16 protein-coding genes are annotated in these 18,277 nt (G+C 51.5%); 12 read left to right on the top strand and 4 right to left on the bottom strand.

Annotated features, from left to right (window positions below):
• The first annotated feature begins 48 nt into the window (after positions 1-48).
• From OKC29_RS22225 to OKC29_RS22180, 10 genes are all read left to right on the top strand, one after another.
• Positions 49-2,235, top strand: a complete 2,187-nt coding sequence (locus tag OKC29_RS22225) for a hypothetical protein (RefSeq protein WP_270669774.1) — start codon at positions 49-51, stop codon at positions 2,233-2,235.
• A 499-nt stretch (positions 2,236-2,734) separates the two neighbouring features.
• The gene (locus OKC29_RS22220; protein ID WP_103828336.1) at positions 2,735-3,739 is read left to right on the top strand and encodes a lambda-exonuclease family protein; all 1,005 of its coding nucleotides are present in this window, start codon (positions 2,735-2,737) and stop codon (positions 3,737-3,739) included.
• Positions 3,740-4,089: 350 nt separating this feature from the next.
• The gene (locus OKC29_RS22215; RefSeq protein ID WP_158656476.1) at positions 4,090-5,115 is read left to right on the top strand and encodes an AAA family ATPase; all 1,026 of its coding nucleotides are present in this window, start codon (positions 4,090-4,092) and stop codon (positions 5,113-5,115) included.
• 5 nt (positions 5,116-5,120) lie between these two features.
• A complete protein-coding gene (locus OKC29_RS22210; RefSeq protein ID WP_103828334.1) occupies positions 5,121-5,516 on the top strand; it encodes a hypothetical protein in 396 nt (131 codons plus the stop codon).
• 53 nt (positions 5,517-5,569) lie between these two features.
• On the top strand, positions 5,570-6,085 hold the full coding sequence (locus OKC29_RS22205; RefSeq protein ID WP_128343582.1) for a hypothetical protein: 516 nt from the start codon (positions 5,570-5,572) through the stop codon (positions 6,083-6,085).
• A gap of 327 nt (positions 6,086-6,412) precedes the next feature.
• Positions 6,413-7,381 (top strand): DUF3150 domain-containing protein, encoded by a 969-nt coding sequence (locus OKC29_RS22200; protein WP_103828332.1) that lies wholly within the window; start codon positions 6,413-6,415, stop codon positions 7,379-7,381.
• 736 nt (positions 7,382-8,117) lie between these two features.
• The gene (locus OKC29_RS22195; protein WP_134695606.1) at positions 8,118-8,420 is read left to right on the top strand and encodes a hypothetical protein; all 303 of its coding nucleotides are present in this window, start codon (positions 8,118-8,120) and stop codon (positions 8,418-8,420) included.
• On the top strand, positions 8,417-9,310 hold the full coding sequence (locus OKC29_RS22190) for a vWA domain-containing protein (protein WP_134695607.1): 894 nt from the start codon (positions 8,417-8,419) through the stop codon (positions 9,308-9,310). The genes OKC29_RS22195 and OKC29_RS22190 overlap by 4 nt, the downstream gene beginning before the upstream one ends.
• Positions 9,311-9,453: 143 nt before the next feature.
• Complete coding sequence (locus OKC29_RS22185) at positions 9,454-10,821, top strand: toprim domain-containing protein (protein ID WP_103828330.1); 1,368 nt, start codon at positions 9,454-9,456, stop codon at positions 10,819-10,821.
• A 1,045-nt stretch (positions 10,822-11,866) separates the two neighbouring features.
• Entirely contained in the window at positions 11,867-12,580 is a 714-nt protein-coding gene (locus tag OKC29_RS22180) for a hypothetical protein (RefSeq protein ID WP_103829329.1), read from the top strand.
• Positions 12,581-12,705: 125 nt separating this feature from the next.
• Here OKC29_RS22180 and OKC29_RS22175 read toward each other — a convergent pair whose 3' ends face one another.
• Complete coding sequence (locus OKC29_RS22175) at positions 12,706-13,140, bottom strand: hypothetical protein (protein WP_103829330.1); 435 nt, start codon at positions 13,138-13,140, stop codon at positions 12,706-12,708.
• A gap of 330 nt (positions 13,141-13,470) precedes the next feature.
• On the opposite strand from OKC29_RS22175, the gene OKC29_RS22170 reads away from it, so the two are divergent.
• A complete protein-coding gene (locus tag OKC29_RS22170; RefSeq protein WP_158656478.1) occupies positions 13,471-14,586 on the top strand; it encodes a DNA-binding protein in 1,116 nt (371 codons plus the stop codon).
• Positions 14,583-15,701 (top strand): tyrosine-type recombinase/integrase, encoded by a 1,119-nt coding sequence (locus OKC29_RS22165; protein ID WP_134696303.1) that lies wholly within the window; start codon positions 14,583-14,585, stop codon positions 15,699-15,701. Before OKC29_RS22170 ends, OKC29_RS22165 begins: the two co-directional genes overlap by 4 nt.
• Positions 15,702-15,769: 68 nt before the next feature.
• On the opposite strand, the gene OKC29_RS22160 is transcribed toward OKC29_RS22165, so the two are convergent.
• The 3 genes from OKC29_RS22160 to OKC29_RS22150 all read right to left on the bottom strand — a co-directional run.
• On the bottom strand, positions 15,770-16,222 hold the full coding sequence (locus OKC29_RS22160) for a hypothetical protein (protein ID WP_103828854.1): 453 nt from the start codon (positions 16,220-16,222) through the stop codon (positions 15,770-15,772).
• Positions 16,223-17,056: 834 nt separating this feature from the next.
• Positions 17,057-17,971 carry a DUF6685 family protein gene (locus OKC29_RS22155; RefSeq protein ID WP_228520273.1) on the bottom strand — a complete coding sequence of 305 codons (915 nt, stop codon included), beginning with the start codon at positions 17,969-17,971 and terminating at the stop codon, positions 17,057-17,059.
• Positions 17,972-18,088: 117 nt separating this feature from the next.
• The coding region (locus OKC29_RS22150; RefSeq protein ID WP_270669770.1) for a hypothetical protein at positions 18,089-18,277 on the bottom strand (189 nt) is incomplete at its 5' end.

Raw genomic sequence — 18,277 nt, 5'->3', positions numbered from 1 at the left:
CGGGGTGACGTGAGCGCGTTAAGGATCAGGGTGTTCACGTTGGCCGGAATGGCTGTTCAACTTCGCCGGAATACGCACAATCTCGCCGACCGGCAGCTTGCCGCGATACAAGCGCTGATCGACAAGGAGCGATTGCCACTGTCTATCGTAGTCGGCAAACCAAGTCTTGCATCGTCCTGGACAGGGCGTGTTTTGACTGGTCGAGGCCTCCCAACGTATGTCACTAGCTCTTCACCACAATGCAGCATCGACCTGAAGGTAACAACAGGTAACAGAGTAAAGGCTCAGATGATCAAGCTCATGCCAAAAGAGATGCGTGAGAAGGTTTGTCTAGTGCTGGGTTCTCGTGATGCAGAGGGTGTAACTCGAGCTGGCAATATCGCCAGGCGCGGGGGGCAGGCCACAGCTCCGGTCAAAACAAGTGCAGGGTGGGAGCTATACCCCATCCGGCACTGGTCGCAAGGGGATGTGTGGGAACTGCTAATGAGTTGCGGTAACGAAGCATCAGTGCATTTGCCATTACCAAGCTACCAAGCCAACAACAAGGAATTGGCTGAGCTGTATCGAGACGCAACAGGTGAATGTATCTGGAGCGCTAGCGAGAAGAAGGTCTCTGATGCCTGCGGCGCAAGAACTGGATGCTGGACTTGCCTGCGAGGTGGGACAGATAAAAGCATGGAGAACATGCTTTATCATGAGGTCAATGGGGTCAGAACCCTGGTTGACCGCTACGCCTACATGGTGAACCTTAACAACATCCAACGGCTTTTAGGTGTCAAGCAATGGTCCTGGGAAGATCGTCATCCTGTCGGAAGGACAATCTACGCAGGGGGATTCATTAAGGTACAGCCTGACGTGTTCTCACCTAGCTTCTTGGCTCGACTGCTGCGTTTATGCTGCTCCGCGGACTATGTGGAGCAGCAAAGGGCAGAGGATCTGGAGATGAAATTGCTCCTTGGTGAAGTCGAGGACAACGACTACAACCAGCGCATGTCGAAGCCCCAATTCCGCATTGTGTCACCTGAGCAGTTGTTACACGTGAGTTGGCTGTGGGATTTCCACTGCTTTCACTCAACGCCATTCCAAGCGATAGAGATTTATCGCAGTGTCTGGGAGGATGGAAACATCGAGCTGCTAACGGAGGATGAGTTAATAACTCCGGTACCGGCGACCAAGATTCCGCAAGAGTTTTGGCTTAAGATCCCCGGTCTTAAATGGGGGTCTGATGAGCTGACCGATGGGCTGTCCGATCCGATGTTGTCGGCCACCTACTTTGATGGCCAAAACGATCGGAGGGCCGCCACCGATATACGCACTCATGATGGACATCGCACTATCGGGCCGGTAGAGACAGCAAAGCAACTGACCATCGATGGTGATGTTGCTAGTTGGATCATCTGGGATGAGTATGACCGGATGAGAGAGTCTGCCCAGGCTGGTGACATGACGAACACAGCTGCAGTGCTATATCTGTTGCGCTTTGGTGTGGTGCAGATCACGCCAAGCAAGGTTGCAGATATGCATATGATGGCCCAGCGTGGTCAACGTATGCGGCAAATGGGGTTGTCTGGTGACCAGTCATTAATGGGCATCTACTGCCGAAGCGACCTGGAAATTCTGAGTACCCCTGAATATCGGCAAATCGTCCAGGCAGAATATCGCCGTCACGAACTCAAGCATTTGGCTCGGGCTAGACAAATGCGCCGGCTATGTTGGATCAGCTTCACGCTGGACTACCATCGTCAGAACAACACAGCCTTTTGGGCCGATGTTGAGCATGTCCTGTTTGCAGAGCAGGAGGCTGAGGCAATAGAGCAAGCCAAACGTATTGGGTTTGATCTGGAGTGCAGGCTTTCCTCGGTGATTGCTGTGAGGGTCGCTCGGTTAACAATCGGCGGGATCAATGCAGCATCGCTGCAACTGGAAAAACGATGGAAATGGCAGATTGCAACCAGCTTATCGCAACTCCGCGGCAAAGTCGGTACATTGGTGCGCATGCATCTTGATGCCGAGCTAGTCCGGTTGCAACGTCAGTTGGAGACAGGGGAGGGGGTTTCTCCCTCATCAGTTATCAGTGACGTAGCCTACCCTAACGCGACCTATTCCAGCTTTGTTCGGATGGTCAAAACAGGACGGAGATTAGTAACGGCTCATTTGCCAGATGTGGTTGTTAAGTTGCCAAAGAGGCCACTGAAGCGCTATGTCGAAGGTGATCAGCTTATGCTAGCCATGTAACCCACAACCTAAAGCCACCGAAGTTCGGTGGCTTTTTTTCCCACACATGCCAATGCCTGTGTCAGCCGTTCATCGAGAGGATCAGCAGAATTGCCGGCTCCATAGAGCACGACCTTATCGGCCAGTGGATGACTGCCAATTGGCCTGGACAGCTATTGAACACCTGGATAGACTACAATGGAAAAACGCTCTCGGTGCCTTATAAGAGCAGGCCATAAGGCTTGGCACCAACACTAACCCCCCAGCCCTGCGCCGGCACTCCCACCCGTGATCTATCACCCAAGCCCTCGTTGGCTGATTCTGCATGTCCGTTCACCGGTATTTCTCCGGCGTCAGCGCACATGCAGAAACAGCCCAAGGCTGTCTCTATGGCACTCGGTCCGCAATGTGCCACTCGCGACCAACACCAACCCGGGCTCCTGCCCACAAGCAATCTATGTCCGATCGAAATGTGACCGTCCTGGCGCTCGACATCGGCTGATTGATAGAGGACACACCCATGATCTACGTCGACCTAGTTCAGGGCACCCCTGAATGGCATGAATGGCGAGCTGGTGGCATAGGAGCATCTAGTGTTGCTTCTGTAATCCAGTGGCCATACGCGCATGAAAGTGCTCGTGCATTTTGGATGGTCAAAACTGGGCGCAAACCCGGCACAGACCTGAGCAAAAACTTCTTTGTGCGAAGAGGAAATGAACAAGAGCCGCTGGCCCGACAGGCGTTCGAGCGCTGGTTAGAGTCGCAAGGCATATTTGACCTAGTGATACCAACCTGTGTGCAGCACGAGACTTATTCCTTCATTCGCGTTTCGTTGGATGGGTTAATGTCCGATGGTTCTCCGGTTGAGCTCAAAGTGCCAGCATGGGAAACCTTCGAGTCAGTAATGCAAGAACGCCGGAACTCGGAGGCCTACCAACGCTACCTACCCCAGGTACAAGACCAGCTACTGGCGACAGGAGCTAAGATTGGCTATTTGGCCTTTTATCGCGCCTATGATCGCAAGCTCATAGTGTTTCGCATCACACGCGATGAGGAGCTAATCGAACTGCTGATCGAGCGGCAAAAATGGTGGTGGGATCTGTACGAACGGGATGAAGCCCCGCCGATTACAGAGCTCGACTACTTCGAGCCGAGCACCCAACAAGACCAAGAAGCATGGACCCAAATTGCTGCAGAGCTGCAGCAAGTCTGGCGTGACATGTCTCCAATCAAAGTGAGGATTGATGAGGCCAAGGCCCGGGAAGCAGAGCTGAAAAAAGCATTGCGATCCATGATGGGTAACCATGTAAAGGCCGAGTATGCTGGTGTGCGATTGCATTCCTCCCCGCGGCAAGGGGTTATCGATTATGTGAAATGGACAGAAGCTGTTCAAAAGCGTAACCCCAATATCACATTACCTAACCCAGAGCTGTATAGAAAACAATCAACTGAAACCATCAGAGTCAGCCAGATCGAGTACAACGGTCAGGGGGCCGCTGAAATGCTTGCTGTTGATTTTTGTTAAGTAACCCAGGCCACCCCGTAAGGGGTGGCCGTCTTTACACGAGGTCAGCCGAAGGCTATTCTGTCCATGCTCCCGGCGTCGATATCAGGGGGCGAGCCGAACGGCTTGACGCCAACACCAACATCCCGGCGCTCTGCCGACTTCCTCACCCGTGATCTATCACTCAAGCCCTCGTTGGCTGATTCTGCATGTCCGTTCACCGGTATCTCTCCGGCGTCAGCGAACATGCAGAAACAGCCCTGGCTGTCTCTATGGCACTCGGTCCGCAATGTGTCACTCGCGACCAACACCAACCCGGGCATTCAGCCCAACACAAACACAACCTGCTCAAGCAGGTATTCGGAGATTTTATGACTCAGCACAAATTCATTTCTGGCAGCGAATTTGACTTGGATGAAAGCATCAAGGTTCGTTGCCCCCATGGTGATGCTCATCTAATGAACCCCCGCGTGCCGGTAAGAAAACCACACGTTTTCACAACAACCTTCCTTGATGATGTGCGCAGGCTCATGGCCGATCCAGATGGAGACATCATCGTTTCCTATGGCGGGTATGGTGCCGGCAAGACAACCGGAGTCATCCAGTTCGCAGCTCGAACTCAGTGGCCTCTTTACCAAGTCGAAGGCACTCAGGAGACCAGCTTCCAGCTGGATTTGCTCGGGCGTGTTAACCCCGCTACGGGTGAGTTCGTTTCTGGTCCGTTGCGGGAAGCTCTGCTTAATGGTGGGATATTCTTGCTCAACGAAGCTGATGCTATGCAACCTGCGGAGCTGGTGGCTTTCTATGAGCTCATGACTCATGGCATTGAGCTGGCTGAAACTGGTGAATGGTTGGAACCGCACAAGCTGTTCCGTTGTGTGTTCACCTTCAACAACGGTGGTATCACTGGGCTATCTGGGTTCAGAGGCACGACTGGGTTGAGTGATGCGCTTATCGACCGATTCATCCCACTCGCCCCAAGCGAGTTGAGTGACGATGACATGAGTACGATTTGCAAGAACAAAATCGCAAACAAGGTTACTGATTGGGAAGCAGAGCTTGGACAAAAAGTTCCACCCTCGCACGTCAATGCAATTGAGGCTTTGCTACCAGATATGATCCGCGTTATGCGCGATATCAATACTGCTGTAGAAAAGTCTCAACAAAACGATCTCACGATGACGAACGGGGTAGCGATGGATAAACCGTTGTCCATTCGCAGCCTGCTTCGTTGGGTGAGAGAGATGGTTCGTACCAGTCCAACATCAGTCCGTAACAGGGTCAAAAAAACCTTCCACGAGGCGTATGCTCATCGCTTAGTTGGTGATGAGGCGACTTACGAAGCAGCTATGCACCTTTGCAAAGCTGTATTCGGCCAGGCTTGGGTTGAGGACTAAGTGCCATGTACTTTCGAGCAAAAATCACCGAACCAGAGCAAATCGTCGCCACGTGGCAAAACATCATGGCGGAACTGGCGGAGGAGGGGGTGTTTATCACACCAACAATGCCAGGTGAAGGGGTGCTTTACGGATGCAACTTGACGGGCAATATTCCCTTTCGGGGGGTAACTAAAAGGATAGATGCAGGGCAGGTCGTAATGTTGTTGCTGCTTACGCTGCACAACGCTTTTGACATGATCGATGACCATAGTCGAAATTTTATTGATCTGTGTCTACCCGAACAGCTTGAGCATTTGCAGTCTGTCGGCATATCTGATGCACCAGTTCAACAACTCCAGGAGGCGGTAAAGCAGATACTCAGCAAACATAAAGGTATGTTTGAGTTCGCATTTTACTAACCTTCTAACACCAACCAACCCGGCCTAGAGCCGGGTTTTTTTGAGGTGTTCGTATGAATACGCTGAAAGGATGCTTGCACAACATTCTTGGTACCACGCTCAGCAATGATGTAGATCTCGTGGTTGAGTATGTGATGAGCAAACAACAAGCTGGTGGGGCCAATGAATTTCTCATTGGCATCATCGGGGATACCGTCAACATCGTGCCACTGCGAATGGGGTACGAACTACCTGATATGCCTTGGGCAAAGAACTGCAGGCCCCTTTACGCTTTGTGTATCAAAGGGAAGGAAGCCGAGTACAGAATAGTGCAAGGACTGAAGGATAGCTTGTCGCGACTCCCTAAACTGCCATGTGCTAGTGCTGGTGCTCCGGCGATCATTAAGGCCGTTACCAAGGTCTTGGTTAATCGGACACTAGAGGCTCACGAGCCCCCCTGGCCAAAGAACGACCCGGACTTCTGGCCATGTTGGGCCCGTTACTGCCGGCAAGGAAATCACCCAACGTTGGGTGCCTGGCTGGATATGGCAATCGCAAGAATCAAAGAGAGTGAAATCAACGTTGCCTAAGGGCAGCGTTGATTTTTTTGTCTCCACCTGAGATAGTATGCTCATGTCCGAACGGCTAATCGGACTCCTTTCTGGGCCGTAGCTTCCAACCTCGCCTTTGTGACTCGTCGAGTCGTATTTGTCACGCAAAAATCCAGATCAGAGTGCTGCCGGATGTGTTTGGTGAACATTTCCGAGAGCGCTACTATTTGTGGCGTTTTGTGCTCAGCGATTCAAGGCACACCGCATCCGCGGATCGCAACCCCAACTCGGCCTAATCGGCCAACACCACCCTGACGGGAGTTTTCCCGCTATGGGAACTCCTTGTCCAGAGATAAGGAATTACCCATGTCATCCTTTACCGCAATGAATTTTGTCGAATTCTTCCAGCGCTATGTGCTGGTGGATTTCAAAGTCACCACCTGGTCTGCGACCCGGAACAACAAGCCCCTTGATTTGGGACTAGAAAATGAGGCGTTAGCCGCCGATGTGGTTCGCTTGGGGTCAAAATCGGTCTTCGATAAGAAAAAGATCGCATTCCAAGGCAGAGCTCGCCAAGAGGGTATCGCCCTGCTTAGCAAAGTCGGTTTCCAAGTCCTTGGGGCTTGGGCTGTACCTCGCCATTTATTGAGTGAGGTAACTGACGGCCTTGAGTTGATGAGAATCAGCTTCTACGCAAATCTTGATCAGCTCTTACTCAACTACGACGCTGAATGCGACTCTTGGATACAACAGGCAGCCGCAACGGTGTCTCTCCACGATTTCGCCTCTCGTATACGATCCTCGCTTTATGACGTGGATTACGTCCGGAAGCAGGTTTCATTTTCGTATCGCGTGAATGAGGATGTGGTTAACAACCCACTTGGTGATGCTGCAGTTGATACGATCTCTGAAATGGCTCGCAACTCTTTGCGAGACTTCCAGTATTCGATGTCCAACGGTAGTAAGTTCACTCGCAAGTCACTGAGGTATGTGACGAACATCAAAGAAAAGCTCATACAGATGGCTGTGCTGGATAGTTTTATCCAACCGGCTATTGACAGCATTGATGCGTTCGAAAGTTCTCTCCCCAAGAGACGGGCAGCTCAATTGGATGCTACTGAGCTGAGTAAAATGATGGGCTTGCTCACGTTGTTGAGCGATCCGATCTACTTGTCGTCCCTAAGGACTGCCAAGTTCGAGATCGAAGAGGAAGAAGACCCAACAGTTGCTCCGAGTTCTGTTACCACTTCCAAGGACAACTTCCTCACCGGGATGTTGGCCGCCATATCGACCACCACCAATAATCCCTCCACCGAAGTGGCCGGGTTTTACTAATCCGCCTTACCAAGGCAACCCCAACCAACCCCAGGCTCGCCCTGGGGTTTTATTATTTGGAGACACATAATGCAGTCTACTCAAAGCAAAATGCTGACCATTCAAATACGGTTAGCCATGATGGCCAACGACTTCGGTTTGAGGACGACCTGGGGAAATTATCCTACTGCAGGTACAACTCAAGGTGTGGTGTTAATGCCGTTCTTCGATGCGGGGGATCCCGTACAGGCCGCGGCCGCCATGGGGTTTGGCATGCACGAAGGGGCTCACCACCGATATGGCTCTGACTTTGCAAAATATGAAGAGTCGCTGAAGACGAAAGGTAAGGTGCACCGTTGGTTCCTGAACTGCTTCGATGACGGCCGGATAGACCGGATGGCTCTTCTAGAGTACCCGGGGCTCCGTGGCGAATATGAAGCCATTGAGCAGCTGTTTATCTCCAAGGGGATGAGGCAGGTTCCTGGGACGAATACTCCAGCCATAAATGTGCTGGAAGACTACCTTGCTCACTACATTGGATGTGAGTTGCTTAACTACAAGCCTCTCACCCCAGTTTGGGAGCAAACGAGAGAGCTGGCACGCCAACGCTTCCCGGATGCTTTATTGACTAGGCTTGAAATCATCTCAGAAATGGGAGTGATAACCGCTGACTTCAATGATTGCTGGGACAGCGCTGATTTGGTTCTAGATGCGATCAGAGATTCCTTGGAAGATCTGAAGGCTCAACAATCGGATCATGAACCTGCCGCTGATGCTGCCAGTCAATCTGACGCTGATGCTGATGGCCAACCTGGTGCTGATGCTGCCGGTCAATCTGACGCTGATGCTGATGGCCAACCTGGTGCTGATGCTGCCGGTCAATCTGACGCTGATGCTGATGATCAACCTGGTGCTGATGCTGCCGGTCAATCTGACGCTGATGCTGATGGCCAACCTGGTGCTGCCGGTCAATCTGATGTTGATGCTGATGATCAACCTGGTGCTGATGCTGCCGGTCAATCTGATGCTGCTGGCAGGCCGAGTGCTGATAACGTTGTGAGGTCTAAGCAAATTCAGGAGTTAGAAGCCTGTCTTGAAGCTACCGGATCTGGATCCACAGATGTCGAGGTCCGTGACAAAGGTAAAATGCTGGCCTCATTGATCGAAGCCGATTCACGCTTTGAACTCGACACGCCATTAAGGCCACGTTTGGATGCGATCAACACGACGATTGGCCGGAGTGTAACACTCCCTAAAGTCCTCACTGCATCTAGACCAATCACACAAGCCCTCATGGAGCTCGTAGAGACCGAAACCAACTGTGCTCCTGGATTGAGTCGACGCGGTAAACGCTTTGTCACCTCCCGGTTCAACCGGTTCAAGCAAGGTGATTTGCGTGTTTACCGCAGCAAAGCCAAAAACCTTGGCATTGATAGCGCCATCATGGTGATGCTCGATTTGTCTGGGTCGATGAATTGCCAACAGGAGGTAGCAAAAAATGCCTGTCTGGCTTTGGCTCTTGCGGTTCAACAAATCGATGGAGCCGTAATTGGAATTCAGTCCTTCGGGGATCGGAACGTGGACCTACTGCGCTTTGGTGAGGACCCAGCTACTACAAGCACTCGTCTCGATCTGACTTGTGCCGGCGGGGGAACACCTATGAGGGAAGGTCTCAGCAACGCATTTTTGGCCCTGATGCCAGAACAAGCTGAACGCAAGAGTCTGATTGTCATCACAGATGGTGAACCAGACGTTGATTGCGTTGATACCTTCAATATGGTTCGACAATATGGCATTGATGTCTTTGGCATCTTTATTGGCCAGTATGCAAGCGGGAAAGCTGCTATGGACTACTACTTCAAACCAGGGAACTGGATTGCTGTAGACAATATCCTTGGCCTTAAACGTGAGCTATTCAAACTAGCCAAGGGCACTATCTTGGCTGCCTGATATACCCCCCTCCACGTTGGAGGGGGGGACTTTTGAACACTGAGCAATGAACAGCCATTGCTCAGTGTTTGCAATGTGCAAGCGCCAGCCCGTACCCCTGTAATCGGGCTAAATGGGGAACGCCAACCACATGGAGTAATGACATGCACTATGAAATCGTTGCGGATGATTTGGCCGCATATCTCAATGACAACCGTTTATGGGTCGAAGCGTACAAACACCTAGGCCTATTCGGTGATGCCACCAGAGGTTTTATTCCTGGGAAGAAGGCACCTAAAACCAGTTGCCCAAAACACGGTGGCCGTAGTGGAGAAGCCTTTGGCTTAATCCACAGGGGCAAGCTCGACTCTGAAGCTACCGGTGTTGGAGTATGCAACTCTTGTGGGGTTATGTCTGGTTTCACCATTGTAATGGAGGAAACAAACTGGCCCTTCCCTAAAGTCCTCGAGCAGCTGGCGATCGCCAGTGGCTACATGGATGGGATTACGTCAGGTGTGTTTTCCCCCCCTCCGAAATCGCCTACGCAGCTTGCGTGGGAGAAGGAAAGAGCGGAGGAAGATGCCCGGAGGGATCAAGCAGTTGCGAAAAAGAATGCTCAGCTTTGGGATGAGGCCTGGCCTTTGACCAAGCCGCAAGCTGAACCGGCCATTCGGTATCTCAGGAACCGGCAAATATTGTCGAAGGTGGCATCCCTTGGTGGGGAAGTAAGACTCCACCCTGGTGTGCGGTACATCGACATGAATTATGGCCAGTGCATAATCACGCTAGAGCCACACGGAATGCGTTACTGGTGGCTTGATAAAAACGGCCATAAAACAACTCAGCCCGATGGCGTGTTCCAATCTACTCAGAAGGAACTGATTAAAGAGGCTGTCGACTTGACTCATCCATCTGCGAAACTGGCTCGATTGGCAATATCGCAAATGCCCGATCACATCAAGGAGGCAATAGCATCTCATAAGGCAGTTTTTCACAAAGGAGTGGCGTTTAAACTTGATCTTGGGAAGCATCCTTGCATCCTTTGCCGGATCCGAGACCCTTCAGGTAAGCCAGTCAGTCTCCATCAAACATTCATCACTAGCGATGGGCAGAAAGCTCTTGTGCCAAAGGTGAAGAAGTTGAGGCCGTCAGTGTCTACAGCCCCAATATCGGGTGGTGCCGTGCAACTTTGCCCACCGACTCCTGTTCTTGCTGTAGCCGAAGGCCTAGAGACACTTCTAAGTGTCGAATCAGCCACAGGTATGCAGGGTTGGGGGCTGCTCAATGCAACACTGATGGGAAACTGGATAGTTTGCATGGGAGTCAAACACGTCTACATATGGGAAGATGCTGACGCAGCCGGAGAAGTGAATGCAGCTAAGCTGGAGAAAAATCTGCTATCTGCAGGCATCAAGGTAACTAGATGCAACCCGAAGCTAATCAGGCCTGAAAGTGATATGGATTGGAACGATATTCTGGTGAATTTCGGACCAGATGTGTTCCCCCATAGGGACTGGCTGCAGCACGTTTGAACAAGGGAGAGCTTATGGACCTAAAAAGTCTGATCAATGGCATTCATCCCATTGTTCGGTTATCCGTTTCCAACGTCCGCCTGTCCCCTGAACTAGGGTATTGGCCAGCAAAATTCGAAAACTTGGAATCATTGCATCAGTGGCTATCGAGTGAAGCGGGTGAGCATTACCGCTATCCGGGAGCTGAAAGTATCAATGTGACCTTACTTGATGTCTTACGACACTGCGACCGCCCTAGTGCGAGAGTAATGACGATACTTAAGACACAGACGCAACTAGCTTCGTGATGATAGAAGCCAAAAGCCATCACCCTTCAGGGGTGATGGCTTTTTTATTGCCTAGAAAAGGGGCGCTGCACGCCGATGCCAGGAAGCTAAGACCTCATTCCAGGGGGGGTGGCAATTATTCTGGTGCGCCCTGGTAGGGAGGTTCCAGTGGACCCAGGGTGAGTGGTGACGGTTTTTGTCGGTGTACATGCCGATTTGTGATCCTAGGCTCCGGTGGCGCTCACCGCGGCCGGTGTAGCTGGTGGCCCCGGGCCGCCGACGAGCTCGGCGCCCAGGGTGGCCACTGCCGGCGGGGGTGATCCGGTGCTGCGTCCGGCGGGCCGGTGTAGCAGGTGGCCCCGGGCCGCCGACGAGCTCGGGCCCAGGGTGGCCTCCGCCGGCGGGGTGGATCCGGTACTGCGTCCGGCGGGTCGGTGTAGCTGGTGGCACCGACCCGCCGCGGTCTCGGCGCCCGGGGCGGCCTGCGGTGAGCGAAGGGAGGAGGCCCAGAGCCAAATGAAGGGGTCTGCATATGAAAGAACAACCGGGATGTTAGATTACCTTGCGAAACGCTGAACGAAGTAGGGGGTTTACCTTGCCAAATGAAATGAAGCGCGTAATAGTGTGTTAACATTTTTGTGTGGTATGACATTGTAGTGTAGGCAAACTATACATTTGGTCTGTTGTAATTTGAGTCCCAAACTGCCATGCTGTGATTGCTGCCGTGAAAAACCATCACCTCAGCTGACTATTAATTTCGCTTACGGAGGTGTGTCACAATGCCTAAAGACAAGCGGAGAAAAAAACATAACCACATGAAACCAGATAAACTCACGGCGGCTCAATTGGCACGCCAAGCAATTGCTGCTGATAGCATCAAGCTGACCCTAGACCCAGTGTTCCCTGCTGATGGGGATACTACGAATGCTCTTGTGCTTCGCCTTCCGCTATCTATGCGCTTTGCAACCTACACCTACGATGTAGAGTTTTTGCTTGGTTCGTACCTTCTTGGTAAAGCACTAGATGTCTGGAAAAGCATACCTCGCGATGCTATTGGTGAAGCTCCGAAAATGTTCATCCCAATTAGCATGCAAATATTGGCTGATTATCGTTTCGTTGAAACCGTGACAAGACATGTCGCACTGCTGGCTCACAATAAACATTTTATTTTAATGGGAACGCCTGATTCATTAGGGATGTTTCCTGAGCGTTTAGATACCAAAGGACTCGCCGAAATATATGATGCTGTCGGCATTCAAGTTGGTATCGGAGATATTCAATCCAATCATTTCTATCCATCCCTCCTACAGAAAGGAATTAATTCCGTTCTCCCATCCCACCGTTTCGCTGTCGCTAACTCTGCAAAAATGATATTGAACGAGCTGCAGAACGTAGCAAGAGGTGTAGGGATCCGCTACTACGAACCAACACCTCGTCCATGGGAGATGACGCTTCCTGAAAGCGCGGGAGATTTCGGTACCATTTGCTCCTGAGAATCCAAGTCAATAATCGTGAGAGATGACGGCCGCTGAAGTTTTTGGGGGGAGGTAGCTCAGGGCGCTAGAATTCAATGAGAGTCGGCTTTTTCGGAGCTTTTTTAATCGCACCCTAGTCTGTATTAAGCCACTTTCCTTTTGAAGTGCCACTGATACGCCAACACGAAAAAGAACCCCGCCAACACCCCGAGTGAGGTGACAGAAAACACACCCCCCCCAAAAGCCGCCAACATAATCAAATTGTTGGTCATCGCCATTGAAATGCCGAGTCCTATCGCAGCTCGACGGCGCATCACCAAGAGTGATGCCAGGCGAGTGCGGGTGCCTATGTCATATGGGTACTGGAACAACTGCCAACTTAAGCCCAGGTAGTTCGCTGATAACCCGAAGTACAGACACCCTAGGCCTATGGCCATGACCAGTGCCGTGAGCGCGTAGTAACCAGCAGCGAAGTCCGCTCCAGATCCAAACCGTAGTGCGCAGCCGGTCGCCACCGTGGCCCCAAGAAAGGCCTGCGTGACGAATCGGTGGTCAACCCCTAAAAACAAGCCTCTCACACTTCCTCCTTTCGTTGCTTCCAACTCTAGCACCAACCATATCGTGGTTGATGGTCATGAGCCCACTCATTTGCTTGGTAGTGTCGTCGTGTAGTGATGGTTACACCGACAAAATGAATCCTACCCCCACTGGGGATTTAACGCAATAGAATATACATTTCATTGCGCTATGTATTTTTGATGGGGTATCTTGACGCTCCAGTCCTTTTATGGTTTTGGTTTCGGCTGTATTTATCGCTGTGCTGGTGACTTGGGGTTGTGTCGTGTCGCGTGTAATGAGATGCTACGCGATACGCGATTGGCTAAATGTGGTCACTATTGGGGACAGTTATGAAAACAAAGGTAGCTTTGCAACGAGAAGATATCTGGAGGGCCATTGAGGAGGTTGCCGCTACTGGCCATGCTCCAACATACAAGCTCATTATTCAGCGACTGGGCCGCGGCTCTAACTCCCAAATCGGCCCGGTATTGAGGGAGTGGCAGAGCGCAAATCGCCCTGCACCGAGCTCCGCTAATGTACCTTCGTCGGTGTCGGCCGCCGGCATGGAGTTCATTGAGCAGATGTGGCGGATTTCAGCAGATTGCCAACAAATGGACCTGGTTGCCGAACGCCGGCGCATGGATGAGCAAGCTAAGATGAGTGAGTCTGCCATTGAGGCAATTGAGGCTGAGAATGCCTTATTGGTGGAACAGCTCGACCGGCAGCAAGCACTTAATGATCAGGTGAATGCGCAGAATCACGAGCTTCAAAATCGGCTTACCGAACTTTCAGATACTCACAATTCGACCAAGTTAGAGGTGGCCCGTCTTACTTCCGCTCTCGCAATTGCATCAGAAAATCTTCTGGAGGCAAGGACTCAGGTCGATGAAGCACAAGCGATAGCTCGGGCTGCAAATGATGAAGCGAAAGCACTCAAGCTAGAAGCCACTCGTCTGCAATCAGGCCTGAATATGTCGACAGAGCAGCGTGTCGAATTACAGAGACAACTTGCTGAGTCAAACGCTACCATTGGTCAACTTCAATCAGAAGTTGCCTCGTCGAAGTCTGAATTGCTCAAGGTCAAAGATCATTCCACAGCGCAGGAAAATCAGCTTGATGCCACTCAGGAAGCATTACGTTCATGCCAACGGAACTGCATCGAGCTTGAGCACAAGATCCTCATGCTTCAAAACCAATTAGATGGAATGAATGAAGTAAAAATCGAATGCAATACCTTGCGTCAACAGCTTCAAACTGCTGCAGTTACAGAGCAACAGATGGCGAATAAAGTTAATAACCTCGAACGTGATTTACTGGAACTGACAGAGCAAAATGATTCATCCAAACAACAATATTCATATGCTCAAGATGAACTGAAGGCGGCAAAGATCGTTATTATTCAGCAAGAGGCTAAGTTGCAGACTATGAATGAAATGCTGAGTATGCTAGGGGGGAAGGATAATTGAGAAAGGTCAAGGGTGAATTGATAATTGATGGTGTAAATAAGGGGTATTTGAAGGAGCCGTCAACAACACTAGTGCCGTATGGTGAAAACACCCTTGCGGGCAGAATAGATCTAATTCCAGAATCGCCATACACCGGATACTTAGCTTCACTTTCTGCCGGTAGCAGGTCCACGGCAAAATCGACATTGACGAAAATCAGTCAGCTATTATATGGCTCTGAACCTGAAGTGGCCCCCTGGCATCTAATGACATCAAATCACTACCAGATAACCATGCGTTATCTCGAACAACAAGGGTTGGCACCAAAAACAATACATCGTCATATGAGCATGATTCGTTCTGTATTAAAAATGGCAAAGTTGTTACGGATGATCCCGGATGACAATCATGGTGAATATGATGCGATTATGGCGTCAAAGAACATCAAGGGCTCACAAGGGCGTGGCGAAATCCGCCCCCACAGAAGCCTAACTGACGACGAGATTTCTTGCCTCTTTAGTATGCTGGGAGCTGACAAAAGTCCTAAAGGGCTTCGTGATATGGCTATCTTGTCCGTTATGAGGGGGTGTGGGTTACGTCGAATGGAAGTGGTTGGCCTACGGATTGAGCATATCAGATGGGCGGGTGCGATTGATGGAGAATTACTGGTTTACAAAGGAAAGGGAAATAAACCAAGAACATTGCCTATGCCACGAGGGTTACGAGAAATATTTGGGAACTGGACCGAGGTCCGGGGGGATGACCTCGGTCCATTATTCTGCTCAATCAACAGGGGTGGGAAAACTGTAAGATACACAGACAACGATGCCGTTAAGAAGCGGATTCCACCGAGCATGGTCGGTCAACTGAGGCCACTCGACCGCTCTAGCGTGAACCGTATGATGGAGCAAAGGCTGATCTTGGCTGGCATCGAGCATGCAACACCACATGACCTAAGGTATACCTTTGCACAAAAGAACCTCAAACGCAGCGATATACAAACAGTGTCAGACTTGATGGGTCATTCAAATATATCAACTACCTCGATCTACACTGAAACTAGCAGAGATGAAATGCGCGCCGTCATCGCAGGCGAGGATATATTTAGCAGATATTCTGAAGGTACTGAAGATTAGCCAATCGCATCTGTATATTGCAGCGTTATTTGCGCCGATTGGTACTGATCGGCGCTCAACAATTCAGTTCAGAATTGTGTTCTTTGAATGAGCGGCATAATGAGGTTGTTTGCAAATCCCGGGGGAGCATTTTGCGATATGGCATCAATGACCAGGGTCGACAACCAGAAAGAATCATTGCCATTGAGAGTTATCGAACGCCCATGGCCTGCGAAATGTATCACCAGCTTGACCCCTACTCCAGTGTTTAAAAATTCATAGCTATGGTTTTTCTCTTCGCCATGGAAAGAGCCAGAGCAAGTCTTCTTAAGGCCCGTCAGGACAGACGCAACTGCATGCAGCTCCTTGAATGAGATATTAATCCCCCACTTATTTTCCCAGTTCGCATTGCTTCCGGACATTGGTGCCAACTCCAGTCTCACAGTCGGATATCCGGCGGAGGCCTTCACTGCCTGGAAGGTGGCGGCCATTGATAGATCCTGCCGGTACACTTTGAACGCCTTGCCGTATTCTTGTGTCATAACCCACTCATTTTTCGATGTTTTTTGGTATTCTACATGCTATCTACCGGCATGCAAAAACCCCCCTATCAATTCGTACCCGATTATCAAGAGAGCTTTGAGCTATGCTGCCGAGGGATAAATTGATAGACAGATACTATGGCCACAGATACACAAATAGCACCTTCATTGGGCGAAATTATGATCATGTACGCGAGCATTCTTCCACCTGGTTGCCACATCCATTTAGAGCTCACAGAGATCATTGTTGACTCAACATCCTCTTCTGTATTGACATGGCTTCAGCATTGCAGTGATCAGGGCATAAACTTATCGTCAAATCATACTGAGGCTATAATGATGTGGCTGAACCATGCTGAAGCAACACGACTCGAATCGGTAGAATGATCGTTGGGATTTGATCCAGGGGTCATGAATGGCAGCTAAAATCCGCATTCGTGGTGTTTGAAGAATGGTTTGCTGACTATGCTCTCCTAACCATCTATTAATTCTGTTCTGTAACGGGCTAATCTGGCCATTGTCTCCGGAGGATATGAGGGAACCAGCTAATCGACTTGGCCCCTACTCATAGTCCATCTACACCCCCCTGCTAACCATATCGTTCTGTGGTGTATCAATTAGCCCCTCGCTTGTTGAATCCTTCATGTCCGTTCACCGATATGTCTATGGCATCAGCTCACACACAGATTCACCTTCGACATCCTCTATGGCACACGCCACTGCAGTCAGTCATTAGAATTAAGAGGTTCTTAACGCGATGGACAAGTGCCATACCGCAGGCCGTCCAGCAGGGGCTTGTCCTCTGTGGACTGGGCTGTTGTCCACGGTGCGGGGTTACCCGTGACAACCGGCCATGATCGCCCCGACCGGATAGTCATGTTGGCGATGGACTTGCCGCTGCAGGTAACTCCCTAGATCGGTCACTCCGGCCTTGCGCAGGGCGCTGGCCACCTTCATCGAATTGCGGTCGTCCCTGGGCAGCAGCAGTGCCCGCCCCTCGCGGTGAGGGCGGGGTAAGTCGCCGGCAAACCAGGTGGCCTGCAATGCACGCATCGACTCAAACAACTCATCCCAGAGCAGCGGATCCCGGGTGATGGCGAACAGCTCATATTCGTCTGTCAGGCCGGTGACGGCGGCAGGGTTGAGCAGGTAGCCCTTGAGCATCCCTTTGAGCTCGACCGGTTGGCGGGCGACGCCGGCCAGGTAACGGGCGGTGGCAAAGTGGTGACTGCCGCCGCTGTTGATGAGGCAGAGCCGGCCATCCCAGCCGTGGTAGAGAAAATAGTCGCCGCGACCCGGTTGCATGATCCTGACCTCGCCATGGACCAGGTTGCGGGCGATGTTGTCGGAGCTGGCGTCATCGAGGTAGCCCCGGCAACGGGCCTCGGCAAAGGCATCCAGATCGGCAAAGGCTTCGAGGGGGCTCTTGGAGGCAGAGAGCACCTGCACTTGGCGAATATCACACGTCCAGTCTTCAAATTGTGCCTGTTCGCAGAGGGTGGCCAGCGCACCGTTCAGGATGGCATGACCCTGGTATTGGCCATTGATCCGTGCCCAGCCGCGCAGCTCGCCGGGTTGGGCGTTCCAGCCTGCTGGTCGCCATTCGTGCCAGCGAGTGATGCTGTCGGTACTGACAGAGGGGGGCAGCTCGAGGGCATAGCCCAGGGCGGGATCGGTGGCCAGCAGGGCATTCAGGCGGGCGGGGTGGCCCAGCTGATGCTTCATAAAGCGCACAGTGGTGGCAAACATGGCAAGGACTCCATCGAATGTTGATATTGATTGTTCAAAAGTGATTTTGATAACCCCGAGCGCCGTTGACGCGAGGGCTGTTTGCGTCCCCTATCCTGTGGGCTGTGCCGGCCAGCGTCAACTCCACCTTCCCGTAAATTGCGGGTTTTCCTGTAGCAGCACCGCGGCGTCAGCACCACCAATGTTATATCCCTCCCCCTCTGTCTCTTTCAGCCAGTTCCATCGGCCAGCGGCGTTGTTGCCCAAATCAGCCATCAGGTCACAACGTCCCCAGCCCCAGGTGACCGCTACACTCGGGGCTTTCTG

It is taken from the genome of Aeromonas sp. QDB34 (genome assembly GCF_027705405.1).
Taxonomy (GTDB): Bacteria; Pseudomonadota; Gammaproteobacteria; order Enterobacterales; family Aeromonadaceae; genus Aeromonas; species Aeromonas hydrophila.
The sequence above is the reverse complement of the archived record's forward strand: the minus strand, read 5'-3'. Positions and strand labels throughout refer to the sequence as shown.

Coding starts and splice junctions, on each gene's coding strand:
- OKC29_RS22225 (WP_270669774.1), top strand. CDS start 49: ATGGCTGTTCAACTTCGCCGGAATACGCACAATCTCGCCGACCGGCAG.
- OKC29_RS22220 (WP_103828336.1), top strand. CDS start 2,735: ATGATCTACGTCGACCTAGTTCAGGGCACCCCTGAATGGCATGAATGG.
- OKC29_RS22215 (WP_158656476.1), top strand. CDS start 4,090: ATGACTCAGCACAAATTCATTTCTGGCAGCGAATTTGACTTGGATGAA.
- OKC29_RS22210 (WP_103828334.1), top strand. CDS start 5,121: ATGTACTTTCGAGCAAAAATCACCGAACCAGAGCAAATCGTCGCCACG.
- OKC29_RS22205 (WP_128343582.1), top strand. CDS start 5,570: ATGAATACGCTGAAAGGATGCTTGCACAACATTCTTGGTACCACGCTC.
- OKC29_RS22200 (WP_103828332.1), top strand. CDS start 6,413: ATGTCATCCTTTACCGCAATGAATTTTGTCGAATTCTTCCAGCGCTAT.
- OKC29_RS22195 (WP_134695606.1), top strand. CDS start 8,118: ATGAACCTGCCGCTGATGCTGCCAGTCAATCTGACGCTGATGCTGATG.
- OKC29_RS22185 (WP_103828330.1), top strand. CDS start 9,454: ATGCACTATGAAATCGTTGCGGATGATTTGGCCGCATATCTCAATGAC.
- OKC29_RS22180 (WP_103829329.1), top strand. CDS start 11,867: ATGCCTAAAGACAAGCGGAGAAAAAAACATAACCACATGAAACCAGAT.
- OKC29_RS22170 (WP_158656478.1), top strand. CDS start 13,471: ATGAAAACAAAGGTAGCTTTGCAACGAGAAGATATCTGGAGGGCCATT.
- OKC29_RS22160 (WP_103828854.1), bottom strand. CDS start 16,222: ATGACACAAGAATACGGCAAGGCGTTCAAAGTGTACCGGCAGGATCTA.
- OKC29_RS22155 (WP_228520273.1), bottom strand. CDS start 17,971: ATGTTTGCCACCACTGTGCGCTTTATGAAGCATCAGCTGGGCCACCCC.